The organism is Mycobacteroides sp. LB1, from assembly GCF_013449725.1.
Classification (GTDB): Bacteria; Actinomycetota; Actinomycetes; order Mycobacteriales; family Mycobacteriaceae; genus Mycobacterium.
In genome coordinates this window covers 1956738-1972732 of sequence record NZ_JACCFF010000001.1, presented here as the reverse complement: position 1 = coordinate 1972732, position 15995 = coordinate 1956738, and the positions used below count along the sequence as shown (strand labels likewise).

Below are 15995 nucleotides of genomic sequence, written 5' to 3'. Positions count from 1 at the left end.
ATGGAGCCCACTCGTGAGGGCGAGTCCACGGATGCGAAAAGGGAGATAATCGAGTGACGAATCATTCACTAAATGGTAAGACAGTACTCATCGCTGGTGGTGGCAAGAATCTGGGCGGACTCATTGCGCGGGATCTCGCCGAGCACGGGGTCGGCGCCGTAGCCGTGCATTACAACAGCCCCTCGAGCAAGGAAGCTGCCGACGAGACGGTGGCCGCGGTAGAGGCGGCCGGCGCTAAGGCGGTTGCATTCCAGGGCGACCTGACTACGGGAGCAGCGGTAAGCAAACTGTTCGCAGATACGGTCGAAGCAGTGGGGCGGCCCGATATCGCGATCAACACCGTCGGCAAGGTCATCAAGAAGCCGTTCGCCGAGATCACCGAGGAGGAGTACGACTCGGCCAGCGCGGTGAACTCCAAGTCCGCGTTCCTGTTCCTCAAGGAGGCGGGTAAGCATGTCAACGACAACGGCAAGATCGTGACGCTGGTGACCTCGCTGCTGGGCGCGTACACCCCCTTCTATGCGGCGTACGCCGGTACGAAGGCCCCGGTAGAGCACTTCACCCGCGCTGCATCAAAGGAGTACGGCGAGCGCGGCATCTCGGTGACCGCGGTGGGTCCGGGTCCCATGGATACGCCGTTTTTCTACCCGGCCGAAGGTGAGGAGGCGGTCGCGTACCACAAGACCGCGGCCGCACTTTCGCCATTCTCCAAGACCGGTCTCACCGATATCGAGGACATCACCCCGTTCATCCGATTCCTCGTCAGCGACGGCTGGTGGATCACCGGACAGACCATCCTGATCAACGGCGGCTACACCACGAAGTAGTCACTGTTGCGGTAGCGGCCTCGTCTGGGACGTCGGGGTCGCCGCTGGCCGCCGTACACGCTTGGTGAGTAGGACGCTCGCCAAGGCGACGGCGGCCAGTTCCGTCACCACGCTGATGACCGCATACGGCGCCGGATCCCAACCACGTTCGGAAAACCCGAACAAACCGACAGTGCGGGATAACGCGAACGACACCAGCGCACCGGCTGAACCCAGCGCGGCGAGTGCCACTATCCACTCGGGTGCGCCGACCGCGATCAGCACGGCCAACGCGATGAAGACACTGGCCTGAATCAGGAAGCCGGGTCCGACTGTCGGAATGTTTTGGTAACCATGCATGTACAGGTAGGCGTGGACATACCCACTGACGGCCAGCGTCGCGGACAGTCCGAGGCGAAGCACGACGTTCATAGCAGCTTGTCCTCCTTGATGGCGAGCGCCTGACTGCCCTTCAGGTAGCTGACCTCGCGAATGCCGAGGATGTCGTGCAGCTGGCCGGCTGGCAGCGTCATCGGTTTCGGAGCGGGACCATCACCCGGTTTGGGTAAGGGATACGCCGTCGTCGTACCGCTGTGGAAGGTGATGTTCCCTTCGGTTTTGGTGAACAGCTGGTGCACATGACCGTTGAGGCATGTCACCGACGCAAACCGCTTCAGGTAGCTCAGGGCCTGCGCGGAATCATCGGTACCCCAACCCCATTCGGGATACATGGCGAACAGCGGGATATGGCTGAACACGATGATCGGGGTGTCCGAAGAAAGGGGCGCAACGTCCTTTTCGACGAACTCGAGCTGATCGTTTCCCAAGTGTCCGAGCTTCTTCAAATTGAGCGTGTTCACCAGCCCGATCACATGGACACCGGCGATATCGAAGCTGTACCACCCGTCGCCGCGGGTGCCACCGCCGAAGACACTGCGGTACTTCTGTCCGGCATCGTCGACCGAATCGTGTTCCCCCGGAACAGTGAACACGTGCGGGGTGCCGAGCCCCGACATCATCTGCTTGACCTGATCGAACTGCTCATCGGTGGCCAGATGCGTGAGATCGCCCGTGTGGATGACGAAATCCGGGGTGTAGCCCAGGTTGTTGATCTGATTGATCGCGTGACCGAAGGAATCGACGACATTGGGGTTGGCGGTGCCGTTGAACCCGATATGACTGTCGCTGATCTGCGCGAAGCGCAATGTGGGGCGGGTGCTCGTGTTCACGGCGGCCGATCCTGCGACATGCGAGATCACTTCTCCGCCAGCCACGGTCAACGCAACCGCGGCGCCGAACCAGGCGGTGTGGCGGACCAGCTGCCGCCGCGTCATATCTTGTCGGCCGTGTTGCTCGGTCATTGCACTACCACCGTTGCCTTCATGAACGGGTGGATTCCGCACACGTACGGGTACGTGCCCGGCCGGGCGAACTGGTAGGAGAACGTGCCCTGAGCGTCCATTCCGGGTGATCGGAACGTGCCGTCCTCGGCCACCACGTTGTGCGGCTCTTCGTCCTTGTTTGTCCAGGTGACGGTCGTACCGGCGGGCACTGTCAGCGTCGTGGGATTGAATGCGAAATTCTCGATGTTGACCGCGGGCCCGGCGGGAGCGGGTGCCATCGGGGTGCTGCCGTGTGGTGCCATGCTGCCGGATATCGCAGGCATGCTGTGCCCGGACATTCCAGGAGTGCCGTTGGCATCGGAAGCCACCGTGATCGACAGCGGCGCATCGGATGGCGCGCTGCCACCACCGGAACATGCCGCCAGTGGGATCGCGGCTACCGCGACCAACGCGGCGCAGCGCGATCGAGATCTCAAGAAAAGCATGGGAGCCCCTTTTCATGACCGAGTCCGCGGTGAGTCGCGAACCACCGCACAGAGATAGGGGCGGGGGTTACAGACGGATCAGACCGGGCGGTCGGGCGCAAACACCTCGATGTGACCGTCGGCCTCGCGTACCTCCAATGTGGGCAGTGGTTTGGGGGCGATGGGCAATTGGTGGGTAATCACTCGCCCGTCGGTGGCGAACGATGTGGTGTGGCAAGGGCATTGCAGCCGGTCGTGCGCCCCGTCGAACCAGAGCTTGCATCCCTGGTGCGTGCAGACTCCCGATACCGCCTCGATCTTGCCGCCCACTCGACGCACGAACCCATTGACGAATCCGAGGTCGAAGGGATGCACCCCGCCGTCGGGGACCGCACTGCTGGCGGCGACGCGCTGCCAACTTCCGGTGTTGGGGACGATCTGGCCCGACGCCTGCTGGGGGTCGGTCTCGGGTTTCGGGGTCATGAGACGGTCGGCGGTGACGGCGACAGCGACGGCAGCAGCGGCAGCCGAAGTGCCGACGAGGACGGTCCGGCGGGTGGGTGTCTGCCACCGCGTGTGCTCGGAAGACGCTGGAACATTGCCCATCTGATCGGCAAGGCGCCCGTGTAGATCGGCCAGAAACTCCTGGCTGGGAGCATCATCGCCGGGCCGGGTCGCGCGCAACTCGATCGCGGTTCGGATCTGTGCCGCCTCGAAATCGTCGGGGCGGAATGGCTTGGGTCGTCGACCTCGGAGCAGGTCGTCGACATAGCGGCGCAGCCCACGCGGATTCATGACAGGTCCTGTTCGTTGATCTGGGCGGCCAGGCGCAATGCGCGGTGTTGCAGCACCTTGGCATTGGCGACGGTGACACCCATCTTGGCGGCGGACTCCTTGATCGAACAGCTTTGCAGGAACCGGAGTTCCAGAATTCGACGATAGTTGTCCGGCAGTGCGTTCAAGACCGCCTTCACGTGTTGCGGTGCGGCGCTGATGGATTCCTCGATGTCCGGCGGTCGGTCGGTGACATCGTCGATCGAGGTGATCTCGCGGCCCAGGGTTTCGCGCCAGTGCGCCGCAAGCACCGTGCGTGCCGTCGCCCGCAGATAGGCCCGCACCTCGGGCTTCGTCGCGGTGAGGCGCAGCGGGCGCAGCGCGGCAAGAAACACCTCGGCCGTCAGATCCTCGGCATCCGGCTTGTTGCCCACCCGCGCGAAGATGGTGCGGTAAACCCAGACGGCATTGTCCTCATACACGGACTGCCAGTCCGCATAGTGGTCGCTTCCATCCGGAACGGCTCGTAAGCCGCGCCGGGCGGTGGGATCACGTTGCGTCATCACCGTCGGTTGTCCCGTCCGAAACGTCCCTCACAAGGCAGGCGGAGATCCGCCCCTAGAGAAGTAGTGCCGGTGGTTACACGATGTCGGTGGCTGTTTGGTTCGGGGTAGCGTCACGGGGATGACGGGTGCTCTCGACGGGATCAGGGTGCTGGAACTGGGCACCCTGATCGCTGGGCCTTTTGCGGGTCGGCTACTAGGGGATATGGGCGCCGAGGTGCTCAAGATCGAGCCGCCCGGCTCGCCGGACCCGTTGCGCACGTGGGGGCAGGCCGAGGTTGACGGGCACCATGTGTTCTGGACGGTGCATGCCCGCAATAAGAAGGCCATCACGTTGGATCTGCGTACCGAGGCCGGGCGCGGGCTATTCCTTGATCTCGTCGAGAAGTCGGATGTGATCGTCGAGAACTTTCGGCCCGGCACCCTGGAGAAATGGGGGCTGGGCTACGACGTACTGACTCAGCGCAACAAGGGCATCATCCTGGTTCGGGTCTCCGGCTACGGACAGACCGGTCCTGATGCGCATAAAGCGGGGTACGCATCGGTCGCGGAGGCCGCCAGCGGCCTACGACATCTCAACGGCTTCCCCGGCGGACCGCCGCCGCGGATGGCACTCTCGATCGGTGACACCCTGGCCGGGATGTTCGCAGCACAGGGCGCCTTGGCCGCTCTCTACCGGCGGACTGTCACCGGAACCGGGCAGGTGGTCGACGCGGCATTGACCGAAAGTTGTTTAGCAGTACAGGAATCCACCATCCCGGACTACGACGTGGGTGGGGTGGTACGGGGCCCGTCGGGTACCCGGCTGGAGGGGATTGCCCCGTCGAACATCTACCAGGCAGCCGATGGCAGCTGGGTGGTGATCGCCGCCAACCAGGACACGGTGTTCCGTAGGTTGTGCGAGGCAATGGAACAATCAGAGCTGAGCTCCGATGAGCGATTCGTGAATCATGTTGCCCGCGGACGCAATCAGGACGAGCTCGACGCGATCATCGCCGACTGGGCGCTGCAGCGAAAGCCTGCCGACATCATCGAGGTGCTCAGTGCCGCCGGAGTGATCGCCGGTCCCATCAACACAGTCGCCGACGTGGTCCAGGACCCCCAGCTCAAGGCGCGGGAGATGCTCGTCGAGCATTTCGACGAACGACTCGGTCGGTCGGTGCTGGGACCGGGTGTGGTCCCGGTGCTCTCGGAGTCGCCGGGCAGCGTCCGGAACGCGGGCCCGGCGCGGCCCGGACAGCACAACGAGGAGGTCTACGTGGGGCTGCTAGGTAGGAGCGCCGCGGATATCGAGAGCCTTCGCGCCGAGGGGGTGCTGTGAGTCTGCCCGCCCATGTCACCATTCGAGAGGTGCTGCTGCGCGACGGTCTGCAGCTTGAGGCGCTGATTCCGTTGGCGGACAAGCTGAAACTGCTGGACGCGATCGCGGCGACGGGGGTACGTGAGGTGGAGGCCACCGCGTTCGTGTCACCCTCCAAGCTGCCGGCGCTCGCCGACGCCGCCGAATTAGCGGCCGAGCTGGGCAACTACCCGGATATCGAGTTCTCCGCGCTCGTTGCCAGTCCCAATGGCGCCAAACGTGCCATTGCCGCGGGGCTGACCTCAATCGAGTACGTCGTTTCGGCGGCCGACGGCCACAGCCGCGCCAATGTCGGCAGCACCAGTGCGGAGGCCACCGCCCGCATTGAGGAAATCGTCGCACTCGCGCATGATGTGGGTGCGACCGTGGAGGTCATCGTGGCCTGCTCGTGGGACTGCCCGTTCGACGGCCCCACCCCCGAACATCAAGTGCTCGAAATCCTGGGTCAGGCCCGCGATTGGGGCGTCGATCGCTTTGCCCTGGCCGATACCATCGGCACCACGACTCCGCGCCGGGTGGCGAATCTTGTTGCTGCGGTGCGGCCCATAGTCGACGGCGCACCGTTGGGTGCGCACTTCCACAACACTCGGGGATCGGGCCTGGCCAGCGCATACGCCGCCGTGCAGGCCGGGGTGACGCGGCTGGATTCCTCGATCGGCGGGCTTGGCGGCTGTCCCTTTGCGCCCGGTGCGACCGGCAACATCGCCACCGAGGATCTGGTGTACCTGTTGCGGGACAGTGGAATCGGCGTGGATGTCGATCTATCTGCTGCGATCGATGCCGCGCGGCTCGTGCAAGCGGTGGTGGGGCATGAGATTCCCAGCGCCTTGCTGCGCGCGGGAGATCGGCTGTCTGGATAGCCAGAAAGAATTCTCCGCAGGCCATTCTCAACGGTCGGGTGGTGGACTAGCATTCGACCGACCACAGGTCAGTTGCTGGACTTTTGTTTAGTAACGGGTTGGGCCTGCGTGTTTGGGTGATATTCAAGGAGGAATATGTCCACACACCTATGGATTGGGACAGCGGTGGGTCTGATGATCCTCGGCGGCCTACTTACGGTGGCGGCGCTATATGTGCTGTCCTATAGCGATAAAGGTCCCCGGCGATATGAGCTGACGGCGACCGGCCCGAATTATTTCGAAGAGACGGCTCCCTTCGCCGTGACCGCTGAGGTCGGCGTACCTGGTCCCATCGAGCGGGTGTGGAATCAGGTGGAAGAGGGTGGATACCTGGGGGTCATCCCGTTCGTGTCCTGCCCACAGCGTTCGGGAGATCGGCTGGCAACCCGGACTCCCGTGCTCGCGTTCTCCGAGAAGGTCGTGCGCAGTGAGGAAGGCCGTGAATTGGTGGCGATGGGGACGGGTGCCTCATTGCCGCCCATCTTTATCAAGTCGTTCGCTCAGCGCTGGGAGCTAGCCCCCGAAGGGAATCAGGTGCTAGTGCGGTGGACCATTGCCATCACTCCACGGTGGTGCGCATGGATCCCGCTGCGGTGGATGGCATTTATCGCGCGGCCGTTCCTGCGGACCGTGATGCTCCAAGCGATCCGCTAACGCGAACCCGCCGCGACCACCTCATTCGCAAGGAGTACAGGCCCGGTAACCAGGCCGCTGAACATGGTGGCGATGGTGTCGGCGACCTCGACCATCGTGACCGCGGGATCCTCGGATTCGGCGATGACGCTGTTGGCCGCGACGAAGATCGTCATGAGCATCCGTGCAGCCATCGATGTATGCACCCCGGCTTTGAGTTCACCGCGTTGTTCCAGCGCTTCCATGAGTTTGACCATCGGTGGCAGCACGATCGTTTCGTCGATATGGCGGTAGGTCTCCTCGCCCAGGACCATCGGCGCCTGGCGCATGAGTTCCCGGTACGTACTGTCGTTGAGCGATCGTGACAAGTAGACCCAGGCGGAGGCGGCGGCGACTTGCGGGCCGTTGGCTCCCGGCCTGTCCAGGCGGTGGATGGCGGTGGTGACGGTATCGGCGGTCTCGGTCAGGCATTCGGTGAGCAGCGCGGTGAACATCGCCTGTTTATCGGAGAAGTGGTAGTAGAACGTGCCCTTACTGACTTCGATGCTGCTGACGATGTCGTCGACAGTCACGTTGTTGTATCCGGTGCTGGTGAAATGCCGGCGTGCGGAGTCCAGGAGATCCGAACGGGTCTGTTCTGCGTACATCTGCCGCCGGGTAGCCATGCAGGCAGTTTAGTCAGAAGCCGACCGGAAGTCAGTTTCTGAACAGAGATTGTTCCTTACCAGACCAATCGGGCGAGGTAGGTCTGCGCATACCGCCGCACCGCCGCGGTATCGGTGATATCGAGGACGCCCGCACGGTTGGTGAGCAGTGAACCGACCAGGCGCACAAGGATTTCCGAGACCGCGAGCGCCGCATCGTCGGGCATTGTCGCGCCGCTGTACCGAAGGGTCGAGGCGACCAGCGCGCTGGCGCGGTCGATGGCCTTCTCGCCCGAGGGTGTGTTGAGCCCGATGACCAGCTCGGGTTCGTTCTCGATGATGGTGCTGGCCAGCTGACTTTCGGTGATAAGCCGCATCGCCAGCGTGAAGCATTCGACGATGGCTCCCGCGGCGTCCTGGCCCTGTGCGGCAGGAGCCAGCTGGGTGAAGATCCCGAGGCTCTCGGTTTCGATGAGATGCTCGAAGAGCGCCTCCTTGGTGGGGAAGCGGCGGTAGAGGGTCCGTCGGCTCACCCCGGCGCGGCGTGCGATGGCGTCCATATTGGCGCGGCGCATGCCGTGTCGTTCGAACTCGGTGCGCGCGGCATCCAGCACGGCGTCGGCGGGCGGTGCGCTTGTCACCCCCTGAGTATTCGCCTCTTCGCGCAAGCTGCTCATCGGTGTGTGTTCTATGCCGCCCGGTTGTGCAGCGGGCGGGGGTCCACTCCCTCACGCTTCCAGGCCTCCGCGGCCCACGGCAGGTACAGGGCGCGTACCGGCAGCTTGTTGAACACCGGGTTCAACGCACGCATGACCTTGGCGAAACGCTGAAAACTGCGTTCCTTCTTGTCGTTCCACTCCAGGCGGCAGACGGCCTGCATCTGTGGCGGGAGCGTTCCGACGATCACCGTCCGGATGAAGGCGTTCAGCGGGGCAGACAACACCCGCCACATCGGTGCCGGAATCTGCTTGGGCCCGGGCACGCCCTGCCGGATGTAGCCCGTCGCGTAGAGGATGGTCTTGGTCGGCACGAACCGGTCGAACATGCCCTCCATGTAGGTGACGAACTCGTCGTAGGTCTGTGGCTGGTTGCGGGCGCTGACGCCGTAGAGGCGGTACCAGACCTTGCTCTCCTCGAAGATCTCCACCTTCTCCTCGTAGGACAGCCGGCGGACGAACGTATCGGTGATGTACAGCACCTGATCGACGAATGTCGCATGCGCCCAGTAGAAGAGCTCGGGGTTGAGGGCGTGGTAGCGCGTGCCGTCGCTGATAGTCCCACTGATGGGCTTGTGGAAATCCCGCACCGTCCGACCCCACTTTTGTGGGTCCGCGGAGTAGACCGTTTTCATGATGGGCGGGCCGGAACGGCGGGCCCGGCCGAGGGTGTCACTGAAGATCACTGAGTGGTCTTCGACGGCCTTGCCCAGCTGCTCGATGCAATTCTCGGTGCCGGCCAGCCGCTGGAAACCCAGGACCCCCCGGATATCGCCGTAGAACTTCCAAACCAGCGAATCCGCGCCCAGTCGGGGTGTCTCGACGGACGGGTCCGCTCCATCGTCGACGGGCATGGGGATTGCCTCGCGTAGTCCTTCGTCCAGGCTGACGGGGCGAGTGATGGCGCTCTGATCGACCATAACGCCAGACTAGCTCAATGGCACAAAAGTGCGCAACTGTGCCAACGCTCAGTCGGTGAAGTCGATGCGCACCGAGACGGGTGTCGTCTCCAGTGCCTTGACGACGCGTGCGCCGACCGCCCCAAACTTGCGGCCCCGCGCGACGACATCGTCATCGGGTCGGAATTGGGCTATGCCGGTGCGCCACCGTTTTCCCTGCTTCAGCCGGACATTCGGGTTTGCGGCGATATTGCTGCCCCAGCCCGAGCGGGTGCCGTGCTGGCTGATGACCCAGGCACCGGTCGCATCGAACTGGACCGAGACGGGGACCCGTCGCAACTGCCCGGTCTTGCGGCCCGTGGTCTCCAGCTCGGAGGCCAGCGCCGTGCGCAGGCCGAGCTTCGTCAGGGCAGCGACAGCGGGATTCAGCAGGTATCGCCCCATGGCGCGCTCCCGGCGAAACTTGCGCAGCGTCTTGTCCGTCATGAACTTCTCCTTCTACGAAAGGCGTCGACACCATTGTTCTTAAGGAGCCGCAGCGCGGTGATCCAGGGGCCGACGGTGGGATCGGGGTCTGTGCCCGCACCCAGGCGGTGCAGTTGGGTGTTATGCCACTGGAGTTCCAGTGCGCTGAGGAATGACTTCGCCCTGCCGGTTCTCGCCAGCCATGCCGGCATCGGGAGGGACGCATCTGGGACGGTGAGCGTGTTCTGACGCGCGGTGAGCAGGCGGTCGGCGGACTCCGGGTTGACGGTGGTGGGACGCCCGAGTCCCACGACATCGCAATCACGCGATTGGACGGCTTCTGACATGGCGGTTCCTGTGCGGAACCCTCCCGTCACGGCCAGTGGCACATCGGCGGCGGCCTCGCGGGCAGTGCGGGCGTACTCCAGGAAGTAGGCCTCACGGGCCTGGGTCGACGCCGATGTCACCAGCGGGCGGCCCTCCATAGCCGGGGATTCGTAAGTACCGCCGCTGATTTCGATCAGGTCGATCTCCTCGGAGGCGAGTGCCGCGATGACTGCGCGCGACTCTTCCTCGGTGAAGCCTCCGCGCTGGAAGTCCGCGGAGTTGAGTTTGATGGCCACCGAGAACCCAGGGCTCACTGCGGCGCGGGTGCGCCGGACAACTTCGAGAACGAAGCGCATCCGGCGCTCGGGGTCGCCGCCCCACCGGTCGGTGCGCTGGTTGGTGCGCGGCGACAGGAACTGTGCGACGAGGTAGCCGTGTGCGCCGTGGATTTGCACACCGTCGAATCCGGCGGCGTCGGCTATCGACGCCGTGGTGGCGTACCGGTCGATGATGTTCTCGATCTCGTCGTCGGTGAGCTCGCGGGGCGCCTGCCACCCAGGGACGTTCATCTTGATGGCAGACGGCGCCACCGGCTGGGATGCGGTCGCCAGCGGGTTGGCTTGTCTGCCCGGATGATTGACCTGCATCCAGATCAGGCCGCCGCCGTCCTTGGTCGACTTGGCCCACCGGGACAGGCCGTCGAGATGCCTGTCGTCCTCGATGACCACGTTCCCCGGCTCGCCCAGGTGGCTGCGGTCGACCATCACATTGCCGGTCACGACGAGGCCGAATCCGCCGGTGCCCCAGCGGCGGTACAACTCGACGAGCCGATGGTCCGGGCCCTGGGACATATCGCCGAGCCCCTCGCTGAGAGCCGACTTCATGAGCCGATTGCGCAGAACCTGGCCTGAGGCCAAGGGAAGGGGATCGTGTAGGTCTACCACGCGGACGACGGTAGTACACCGATCGGTATACTGCAATATCTCGGTTATCTACCGACGTCGGAGGCGTCTGAGTAGACTGAGCGGTATAGTTAACACCTGACAAGTTTGGAGGCAGGCGGGATGTCGGCACGTGACACCTTGATCACCAGCGTGACTGGTTTGGTGCGGCGCAGGGGCGTCGCGGGAACTGGTCTCAACGCGCTGCTCGAGGACAGCGGTGTCTCGCGGCGGACCATCTACCTGAACTTCCCGGGCGGTAAGCAGGAGCTGGTCGCCGAGGCGACTCGTCTCGCGGGACAAGCGCTCACGGACATCATCAAGACGGCCGGCGACGGGATTGACCCGGTGCGGGGGATTCAGATGTTTATCGAGCTATGGAAGGCGCAACTCGGCGAGACCGAGATGCAGGCCGGTTGCCCGATCGTCGCTGCCGTGTTGGGGCGCACCGAGGCGCCTAAGGCAGCCGAGGTGGCTGCCGAGGCGTTCCGGGATTGGCAGGCGCTTCTTGCCGGACGGCTGGAGAACCACGGGGTGGGCGCGGATACCGCGCGCTCACTGGCGAGAACGATGATCGCCGCGATCGAAGGCGCGGTGATCATGTCGATTGCGGAGCAGTCGACCGAGACACTCGACGATGTCGGGCAACGTTTGGCGGAGCTTGTGCGGTTGTACGTCCCGTCCGAATCCACCGCCTAACCTTCACTCGCCGGCCCCGGCAGCTCTAGCCCGCCCTGCCCACTCCCGTGATCAGCGGTAGATCCAGCGTCGTGCGGATACCGGCATCGGCCGCGACGACGGCCGGGACCGCGTTGACCACACGCATCGCGGTCGCGATCAGGTTCGCGTAGTTATGATCGCCGTGCGCGCTGAACGAGCCCAAATCCAAGATGTAGCTGGGCTCCCCGGTGATCTCGACGCGGTAGGTGCCGCCTTCGTGTGCGGGCTGAGGCCAGTCCGGCGCCAGATCCTCGCGCAGGCGGGTGAAATGCTCGAGGACCGTCACGGCCTTGCCGTCCTTCATGCCGCGCACCTCGAAATGTAGTGCCGCCATGGTGCCGGCCGGGATATGTCCCGAGGAGATCTCGAAATCCTCTGGGGCGGGTAGCTTTTCGTACATCTCGATGACTTCGTCCAACTCGATGCCGAGGCCCTTCGCGAGCTGACGCACCACCGAACCCCAGGCCAGGGACAACACGCCCGGCTGCAGCAGCATCGGCGTCTCGTCCATCGGCTTGCCGAATCCCATGACGTCGAACATCACCGTCGCGCTGTCATAGGTCGCGTAGTCGACAACCTCGATACAGCGCACCTCGTCGATGCGCTGGCAGGTGCCCATCAGCGCGAGCGGCAGCAGATCGTTGGCGAATCCGGGATCGATACCGCCGACGAAGATCGACGAATTACCTTCCCGTGCCGCGGTTTCAATGGGTTCAAGCATGTTCTCGGGCAGGACGCCCCACGGGTACTGCAGGAACACCGGAGCGCTGGCGGCGATATTGATACCGGCCGCCAGAATCGAGCGCTGGTCTTCGAGAGCTTCCATCAACCGGTTGTCGGTCATCGCCGTGTAGACAACACAGTCGGGCTTGAGCGCGAGGATCTCCGCGGCGTCGTTGGTTGCGGTGACCCCGGTGGTGATGTCGAGCCCGGCGAGCTCGCCCGCATCCTTACCGGCCTTGTCCGGTCCGGAAACCCATACGCCGACGAGTTCCATGTTCGGATCGGTGATCACCCCGGCAAGCGCATGCCGGCCGACATTGCCTGTGCCCCATACGGCCACACGTGCCTTGCTCATGAAAGGTCCGGAAGGGGGATGTCGAGGTTGGGGGCGATCAGGCCACCGTCGACCTCGAGAACCTTGCCGGTGAGAAAGCTGCCGGCAGGTGATGCGAGATAGAGCGCGGCCGCGGCGATATCGGTCGGATCGCCCAACCGGTGCAGGGGGGTGTTCTTCTCCAACGTCCCACGCACTTCGTCATTGCTCGCGACGATTTCCAATGCCGAGGTGAGGATGGATCCGGGGGCGATGCCGTTGACACGAATCCGCGGGCTCAGATCCATTGCCGCGGTGCGCGTGTAGTGAGCGAGTGCGCCCTTGGCCGTGCAGTATCCGAGGAAGGCCCGCCCGGGTAGGCGGCCCATGGTGGACGTGATGTTGATGACCGACGCGTTGTCCGACTTGAGTAGGTGTGGCACGGCGGCACGCACCAGCGCATGCCCGTTGAGGACATTGAAGGAGAAGGCCTCGGCGAGATCCTCATTGGTGGTGTCCAGGAAGGGTTTCGGCATGGTGCCACCCACGTTGTTGACGACGATGTCAAGTCGCCCGAACCGGTCGACGGCCTTCTGTGCCAGGGAAGCGGACGCTTCGGTATCGGAGAGGTCGGCGACGACGACCTCCGCCTGACGTCCCGTCGCCTCCACCTTCTCGGCGACCTCCCGCAGCTGGGATTCGGTGCGCGAGGCGATGACCACATCGGCGCCCGCCTGCGCAAAGGCCACGGCGATCGCCGCACCGAGTCCGCGGCCCGCCCCGGTAACGACCGCGACGTTGCCGTCGAGCCTGAATCGGTCCAGAATCATCTCTACCTCCGTGTCGAATATTCGACTACCTTGGGGCGAATAGTCGATGCACTGTAGACCTGGACCTCGCATCGCGCAAGAGGGGAGTACCTATGCCGGCCATCTCACCGCCGACTGCTCGCGTCGTGCAGATCGTGGAAATGCTTGCTGCCACAACCCAACCCAAGTCGGTTAGTGAGATCGCCACGACCACTGGTATTTCTCGGGCCACCGCGACCGCGGTGGTGAACGAGCTGGAGGCCGCGGGGTGGGTGGCGCGTGACGATGAGCTTCGGTATCGCATTGGATCGGCTCTCCCACGCGCGGTTGACACCGCCATGCCTCGGGAGATTCAGGAAATGCTCGCCCGAATCGCGGTGGAGGCGCAGGCGGGAGCGACCGTCAGCCGAATCAGTGCGAAGACGTTGACGATCGTCGCCAAGGCGCAGGCCGGTCGCAGGGCCGTCGCCGGATTTGCGGTCGGCCAGACCATTCCGCTGGCATTTCCGGCGGGTTCGGCGGTCATGCCGTGGCGCTCCTCCGACGAACGGTCACAGTGGCTCGGTACTGCTCGTCGACTGAGTGCGCGTTCCGGTCAGCGCCTCGTACAGCAGGTTTCCGACTGCGGATACGTGGTCTACGGCCCCGATCATGATGACACCGGGATGGTTGACCTGCTCTCGGACTTGCTCGGTTCGGTGGGCTCGGAGGTGATGGAGGCGGCTCTGCGAGAACGGCTGCTGCGACAGCTGTCCCGGCTCACCTCGCGTCCCTATTCGCGCGGCGAACTGGGATCCGACGATGTGCTCCCGATCAGTTATCTGGCGGCGCCGATCTTCGAGGGTGCCGATGCCACGTATGAACTTCAGCTGGGCCCGCTGCTGCCCGGTGCGACTCGCGCCGAGCGGGAAGCCCTCATCACGACGCTGACGCGAGGGGCGCGGGAACTTTCGGAATTGTTGAACTAGCCCGCCGTGACGACGGGGACGCCCTCGGACGGTTGCACGATGACGAACCCCTGACCCTGGAACGAAACCTGGAGGGCCTCGCCCGAGCCGCGGCCGATGAGGGCACCGGCCTTGAAGCTTGTCTTGAGTTGGGTCTGCAGGTTCGCCGACCAGGCCACCACCGCATTGGTGTCGGCGAAGGTCGGCGCCTCGGCGGCGTTGAGGACGACAGGCGGACCGTCGGTGGTCAACGCGACCCAACCGGTGCCACGCAGTGTCGTGTTGAACAGACCGCCCGTCACCATGCTGGCGCCCTTTACCCGTTCGATGTTCCAGTTCAGTCCCGCGGAGAAGGCCAACACGTTCTTACCGCTGATCGACAGACCTGCGTTGTTCAGATTCAGCAGGTGCACATCGAAGGCGCGCTCGGCAAGGAACACATCGCCTTGGCCCGAGCACCGCATCAGCGGCAGGCCCTCGCCGGTCAGTGCCTTCTTGAGGAACTTGGCCGCACCGCCGCCCTCGAACGAGAAGTCGACATTGCCCTGGTAGGCGACCATCGACCCCTGGCGTGCCAGGAACGGCTCGCCGAGCCGTACGCGCAGCAGCTTCGCGTTCTGGTTGGAGATCGGTGTGGCCTCGTTCTCGCTGAACCGTCCGTCCACCAATTCTCCGGTGATGCCGGAGAATCCGTTGCCGACGGCCTGCGCCGCTGCCGCCGGTTGTGCCGGCGCCTGCTGGGTGACCTGTGGCCCGGCCGGTGCGGGGCCGCCCAGCGGAGCCGCACTGACCTTGCCCTGGTGTGCGACTTGATCCGTCCAGCGCTGGCCGTCATGCCAGCGGAATTCGAATCGTCCGTCGGGGTCGGGTTGCCAGCTTCCGGGGTTCGGAGTCGTCATGACAACCAAGCTAGCGGTGTTCGCTCAAGGGCGTCGTTCGATCAGGAACGTTGTTCGATCAGGATTGTGGGGACCGCCAGCCCCGGATCTTTGACGGTGGCAACCCGTGTTCCGGGCTTGTGGCCGTCTCGGATATCGCTGAGCGTGACATCGGCCGCCGTCAGACGGGCATACGAGGCGTCGATATCGGCGGTGCGCCAGGCGATTCCCCACAGCGAGTCGGGTCCGGCGGGGTCGGCTGCCTCGTCGGTGCGGAGTACAACCTCAACCACCAGGCCCGCGCACCGGAAGAACAATTGGTGGACACCCCAGGGCTGCAAGCGATCCAAACGCAGGTCAAATCCGAGCCGTCCGCACAGCGTCGCGATGATCCTGTCGCGGTTGGGGGAGAACAGCACCAGGTGATCAATCTGGCCGCTCTCGGGGGCTGACCGTGCGGGCGCGTCCGGTCGTTCAGTCAATCCCAGGGTGAGTCCGTCGGCCTGTCCCGTCGCGAGGTCTCCGCGAGAAGTCAGCGAGAGGCCGCGGCGTTCGAGGATCCGAGCAGTGGACGATAGGTCCTCGACACGAAACAGCATCCCGGGGTGCGGTGCCCATTCGGGGAGCCCGAGGTAGAGCTGGGGGTGCGGAGTTTCGGTGCCGAGCAGCCGCGAGTAGGCGGCCTTTGCGTCAGCGAGATTTGGAACGTCCAGAAGCACCGAGTCCAGTTCGGTGATCATCAGAGCATTTCCTCCCTGCCGGACCGAAGTC

Annotated in this window: 20 protein-coding genes; 6 read left to right on the top strand and 14 right to left on the bottom strand. The window is 64.3% G+C overall.

Annotated elements, in window-relative coordinates; genetic code table 11:
• Positions 1-53: 53 nt before the first annotated feature.
• Positions 54-827 (top strand): SDR family oxidoreductase, encoded by a 774-nt coding sequence (locus tag MLB1_RS09585; protein ID WP_180749405.1) that lies wholly within the window; start codon positions 54-56, stop codon positions 825-827.
• Here MLB1_RS09585 and MLB1_RS09580 read toward each other — a convergent pair whose 3' ends face one another.
• The 5 genes from MLB1_RS09580 to MLB1_RS09560 all read right to left on the bottom strand — a co-directional run bounded on the left by MLB1_RS09580 (position 828) and on the right by MLB1_RS09560 (position 3950).
• Positions 828-1238, bottom strand: a complete 411-nt coding sequence (locus MLB1_RS09580) for a hypothetical protein (protein ID WP_180749404.1) — start codon at positions 1236-1238, stop codon at positions 828-830.
• Positions 1235-2167, bottom strand: coding sequence for a metallophosphoesterase (locus tag MLB1_RS09575; RefSeq protein ID WP_180749403.1), 933 nt, complete (start codon positions 2165-2167; stop codon positions 1235-1237). Before MLB1_RS09575 ends, MLB1_RS09580 begins: the two co-directional genes overlap by 4 nt.
• Complete coding sequence (locus MLB1_RS09570; protein ID WP_371750600.1) at positions 2164-2472, bottom strand: cupredoxin family copper-binding protein; 309 nt, start codon at positions 2470-2472, stop codon at positions 2164-2166. Before MLB1_RS09570 ends, MLB1_RS09575 begins: the two co-directional genes overlap by 4 nt.
• A gap of 240 nt (positions 2473-2712) precedes the next feature.
• Positions 2713-3408 carry a Rieske (2Fe-2S) protein gene (locus MLB1_RS09565; RefSeq protein WP_180749402.1) on the bottom strand — a complete coding sequence of 232 codons (696 nt, stop codon included), beginning with the start codon at positions 3406-3408 and terminating at the stop codon, positions 2713-2715.
• Complete coding sequence (locus MLB1_RS09560) at positions 3405-3950, bottom strand: sigma-70 family RNA polymerase sigma factor (RefSeq protein WP_180749401.1); 546 nt, start codon at positions 3948-3950, stop codon at positions 3405-3407. Before MLB1_RS09560 ends, MLB1_RS09565 begins: the two co-directional genes overlap by 4 nt.
• 121 nt (positions 3951-4071) lie before the next feature.
• Between MLB1_RS09560 and MLB1_RS09555 the strand changes: the two genes are divergently transcribed.
• The 3 genes from MLB1_RS09555 (at position 4072) to MLB1_RS09545 (ending at position 6863) form a co-directional block, all read left to right on the top strand.
• A complete protein-coding gene (locus tag MLB1_RS09555) occupies positions 4072-5271 on the top strand; it encodes a CoA transferase (RefSeq protein WP_180749400.1) in 1200 nt (399 codons plus the stop codon).
• Positions 5268-6170, top strand: coding sequence for a hydroxymethylglutaryl-CoA lyase (locus tag MLB1_RS09550; RefSeq protein ID WP_180749399.1), 903 nt, complete (start codon positions 5268-5270; stop codon positions 6168-6170). The genes MLB1_RS09555 and MLB1_RS09550 overlap by 4 nt, the downstream gene beginning before the upstream one ends.
• 135 nt (positions 6171-6305) lie before the next feature.
• Entirely contained in the window at positions 6306-6863 is a 558-nt protein-coding gene (locus tag MLB1_RS09545) for an SRPBCC family protein (RefSeq protein ID WP_180749398.1), read from the top strand.
• Here the strand turns inward: MLB1_RS09545 and MLB1_RS09540 are convergent.
• The 5 genes from MLB1_RS09540 to MLB1_RS09520 all read right to left on the bottom strand — a co-directional run bounded on the left by MLB1_RS09540 (position 6860) and on the right by MLB1_RS09520 (position 10837).
• Positions 6860-7489 carry a TetR/AcrR family transcriptional regulator gene (locus MLB1_RS09540; RefSeq protein ID WP_180749793.1) on the bottom strand — a complete coding sequence of 210 codons (630 nt, stop codon included), beginning with the start codon at positions 7487-7489 and terminating at the stop codon, positions 6860-6862. The genes MLB1_RS09545 and MLB1_RS09540 overlap by 4 nt on opposite strands.
• Positions 7490-7563: 74 nt before the next feature.
• A complete protein-coding gene (locus MLB1_RS09535) occupies positions 7564-8163 on the bottom strand; it encodes a helix-turn-helix domain-containing protein (protein WP_180749397.1) in 600 nt (199 codons plus the stop codon).
• A gap of 11 nt (positions 8164-8174) precedes the next feature.
• Positions 8175-9122, bottom strand: a complete 948-nt coding sequence (locus tag MLB1_RS09530; protein ID WP_180749396.1) for an oxygenase MpaB family protein — start codon at positions 9120-9122, stop codon at positions 8175-8177.
• A gap of 48 nt (positions 9123-9170) precedes the next feature.
• A complete protein-coding gene (locus tag MLB1_RS09525) occupies positions 9171-9587 on the bottom strand; it encodes a nitroreductase family deazaflavin-dependent oxidoreductase (protein ID WP_180749395.1) in 417 nt (138 codons plus the stop codon).
• Complete coding sequence (locus tag MLB1_RS09520) at positions 9584-10837, bottom strand: NADH:flavin oxidoreductase/NADH oxidase family protein (RefSeq protein WP_180749394.1); 1254 nt, start codon at positions 10835-10837, stop codon at positions 9584-9586. Before MLB1_RS09520 ends, MLB1_RS09525 begins: the two co-directional genes overlap by 4 nt.
• 120 nt (positions 10838-10957) lie before the next feature.
• Between MLB1_RS09520 and MLB1_RS09515 the strand changes: the two genes are divergently transcribed.
• Positions 10958-11533 carry a TetR/AcrR family transcriptional regulator gene (locus MLB1_RS09515; protein WP_180749393.1) on the top strand — a complete coding sequence of 192 codons (576 nt, stop codon included), beginning with the start codon at positions 10958-10960 and terminating at the stop codon, positions 11531-11533.
• Positions 11534-11558: 25 nt separating this feature from the next.
• On the opposite strand, the gene MLB1_RS09510 is transcribed toward MLB1_RS09515, so the two are convergent.
• Both MLB1_RS09510 and MLB1_RS09505 read right to left on the bottom strand, forming a co-directional pair.
• Positions 11559-12632, bottom strand: coding sequence for a diacylglycerol kinase (locus MLB1_RS09510; protein ID WP_180749392.1), 1074 nt, complete (start codon positions 12630-12632; stop codon positions 11559-11561).
• Complete coding sequence (locus MLB1_RS09505) at positions 12629-13420, bottom strand: SDR family oxidoreductase (protein WP_180749391.1); 792 nt, start codon at positions 13418-13420, stop codon at positions 12629-12631. The genes MLB1_RS09510 and MLB1_RS09505 overlap by 4 nt, the downstream gene beginning before the upstream one ends.
• Positions 13421-13512: 92 nt before the next feature.
• Between MLB1_RS09505 and MLB1_RS09500 the strand changes: the two genes are divergently transcribed.
• Positions 13513-14367 (top strand): MarR family transcriptional regulator, encoded by an 855-nt coding sequence (locus MLB1_RS09500; RefSeq protein WP_180749390.1) that lies wholly within the window; start codon positions 13513-13515, stop codon positions 14365-14367.
• On the opposite strand, the gene MLB1_RS09495 is transcribed toward MLB1_RS09500, so the two are convergent.
• Both MLB1_RS09495 and MLB1_RS09490 read right to left on the bottom strand, forming a co-directional pair.
• Positions 14364-15245, bottom strand: coding sequence for an AIM24 family protein (locus MLB1_RS09495; RefSeq protein WP_180749389.1), 882 nt, complete (start codon positions 15243-15245; stop codon positions 14364-14366). The two genes, MLB1_RS09500 and MLB1_RS09495, sit on opposite strands and share 4 nt — an antisense overlap.
• A 41-nt stretch (positions 15246-15286) precedes the next feature.
• Positions 15287-15964 carry a VOC family protein gene (locus MLB1_RS09490; protein WP_180749388.1) on the bottom strand — a complete coding sequence of 226 codons (678 nt, stop codon included), beginning with the start codon at positions 15962-15964 and terminating at the stop codon, positions 15287-15289.
• Positions 15965-15995: the final 31 nt, after the last annotated feature.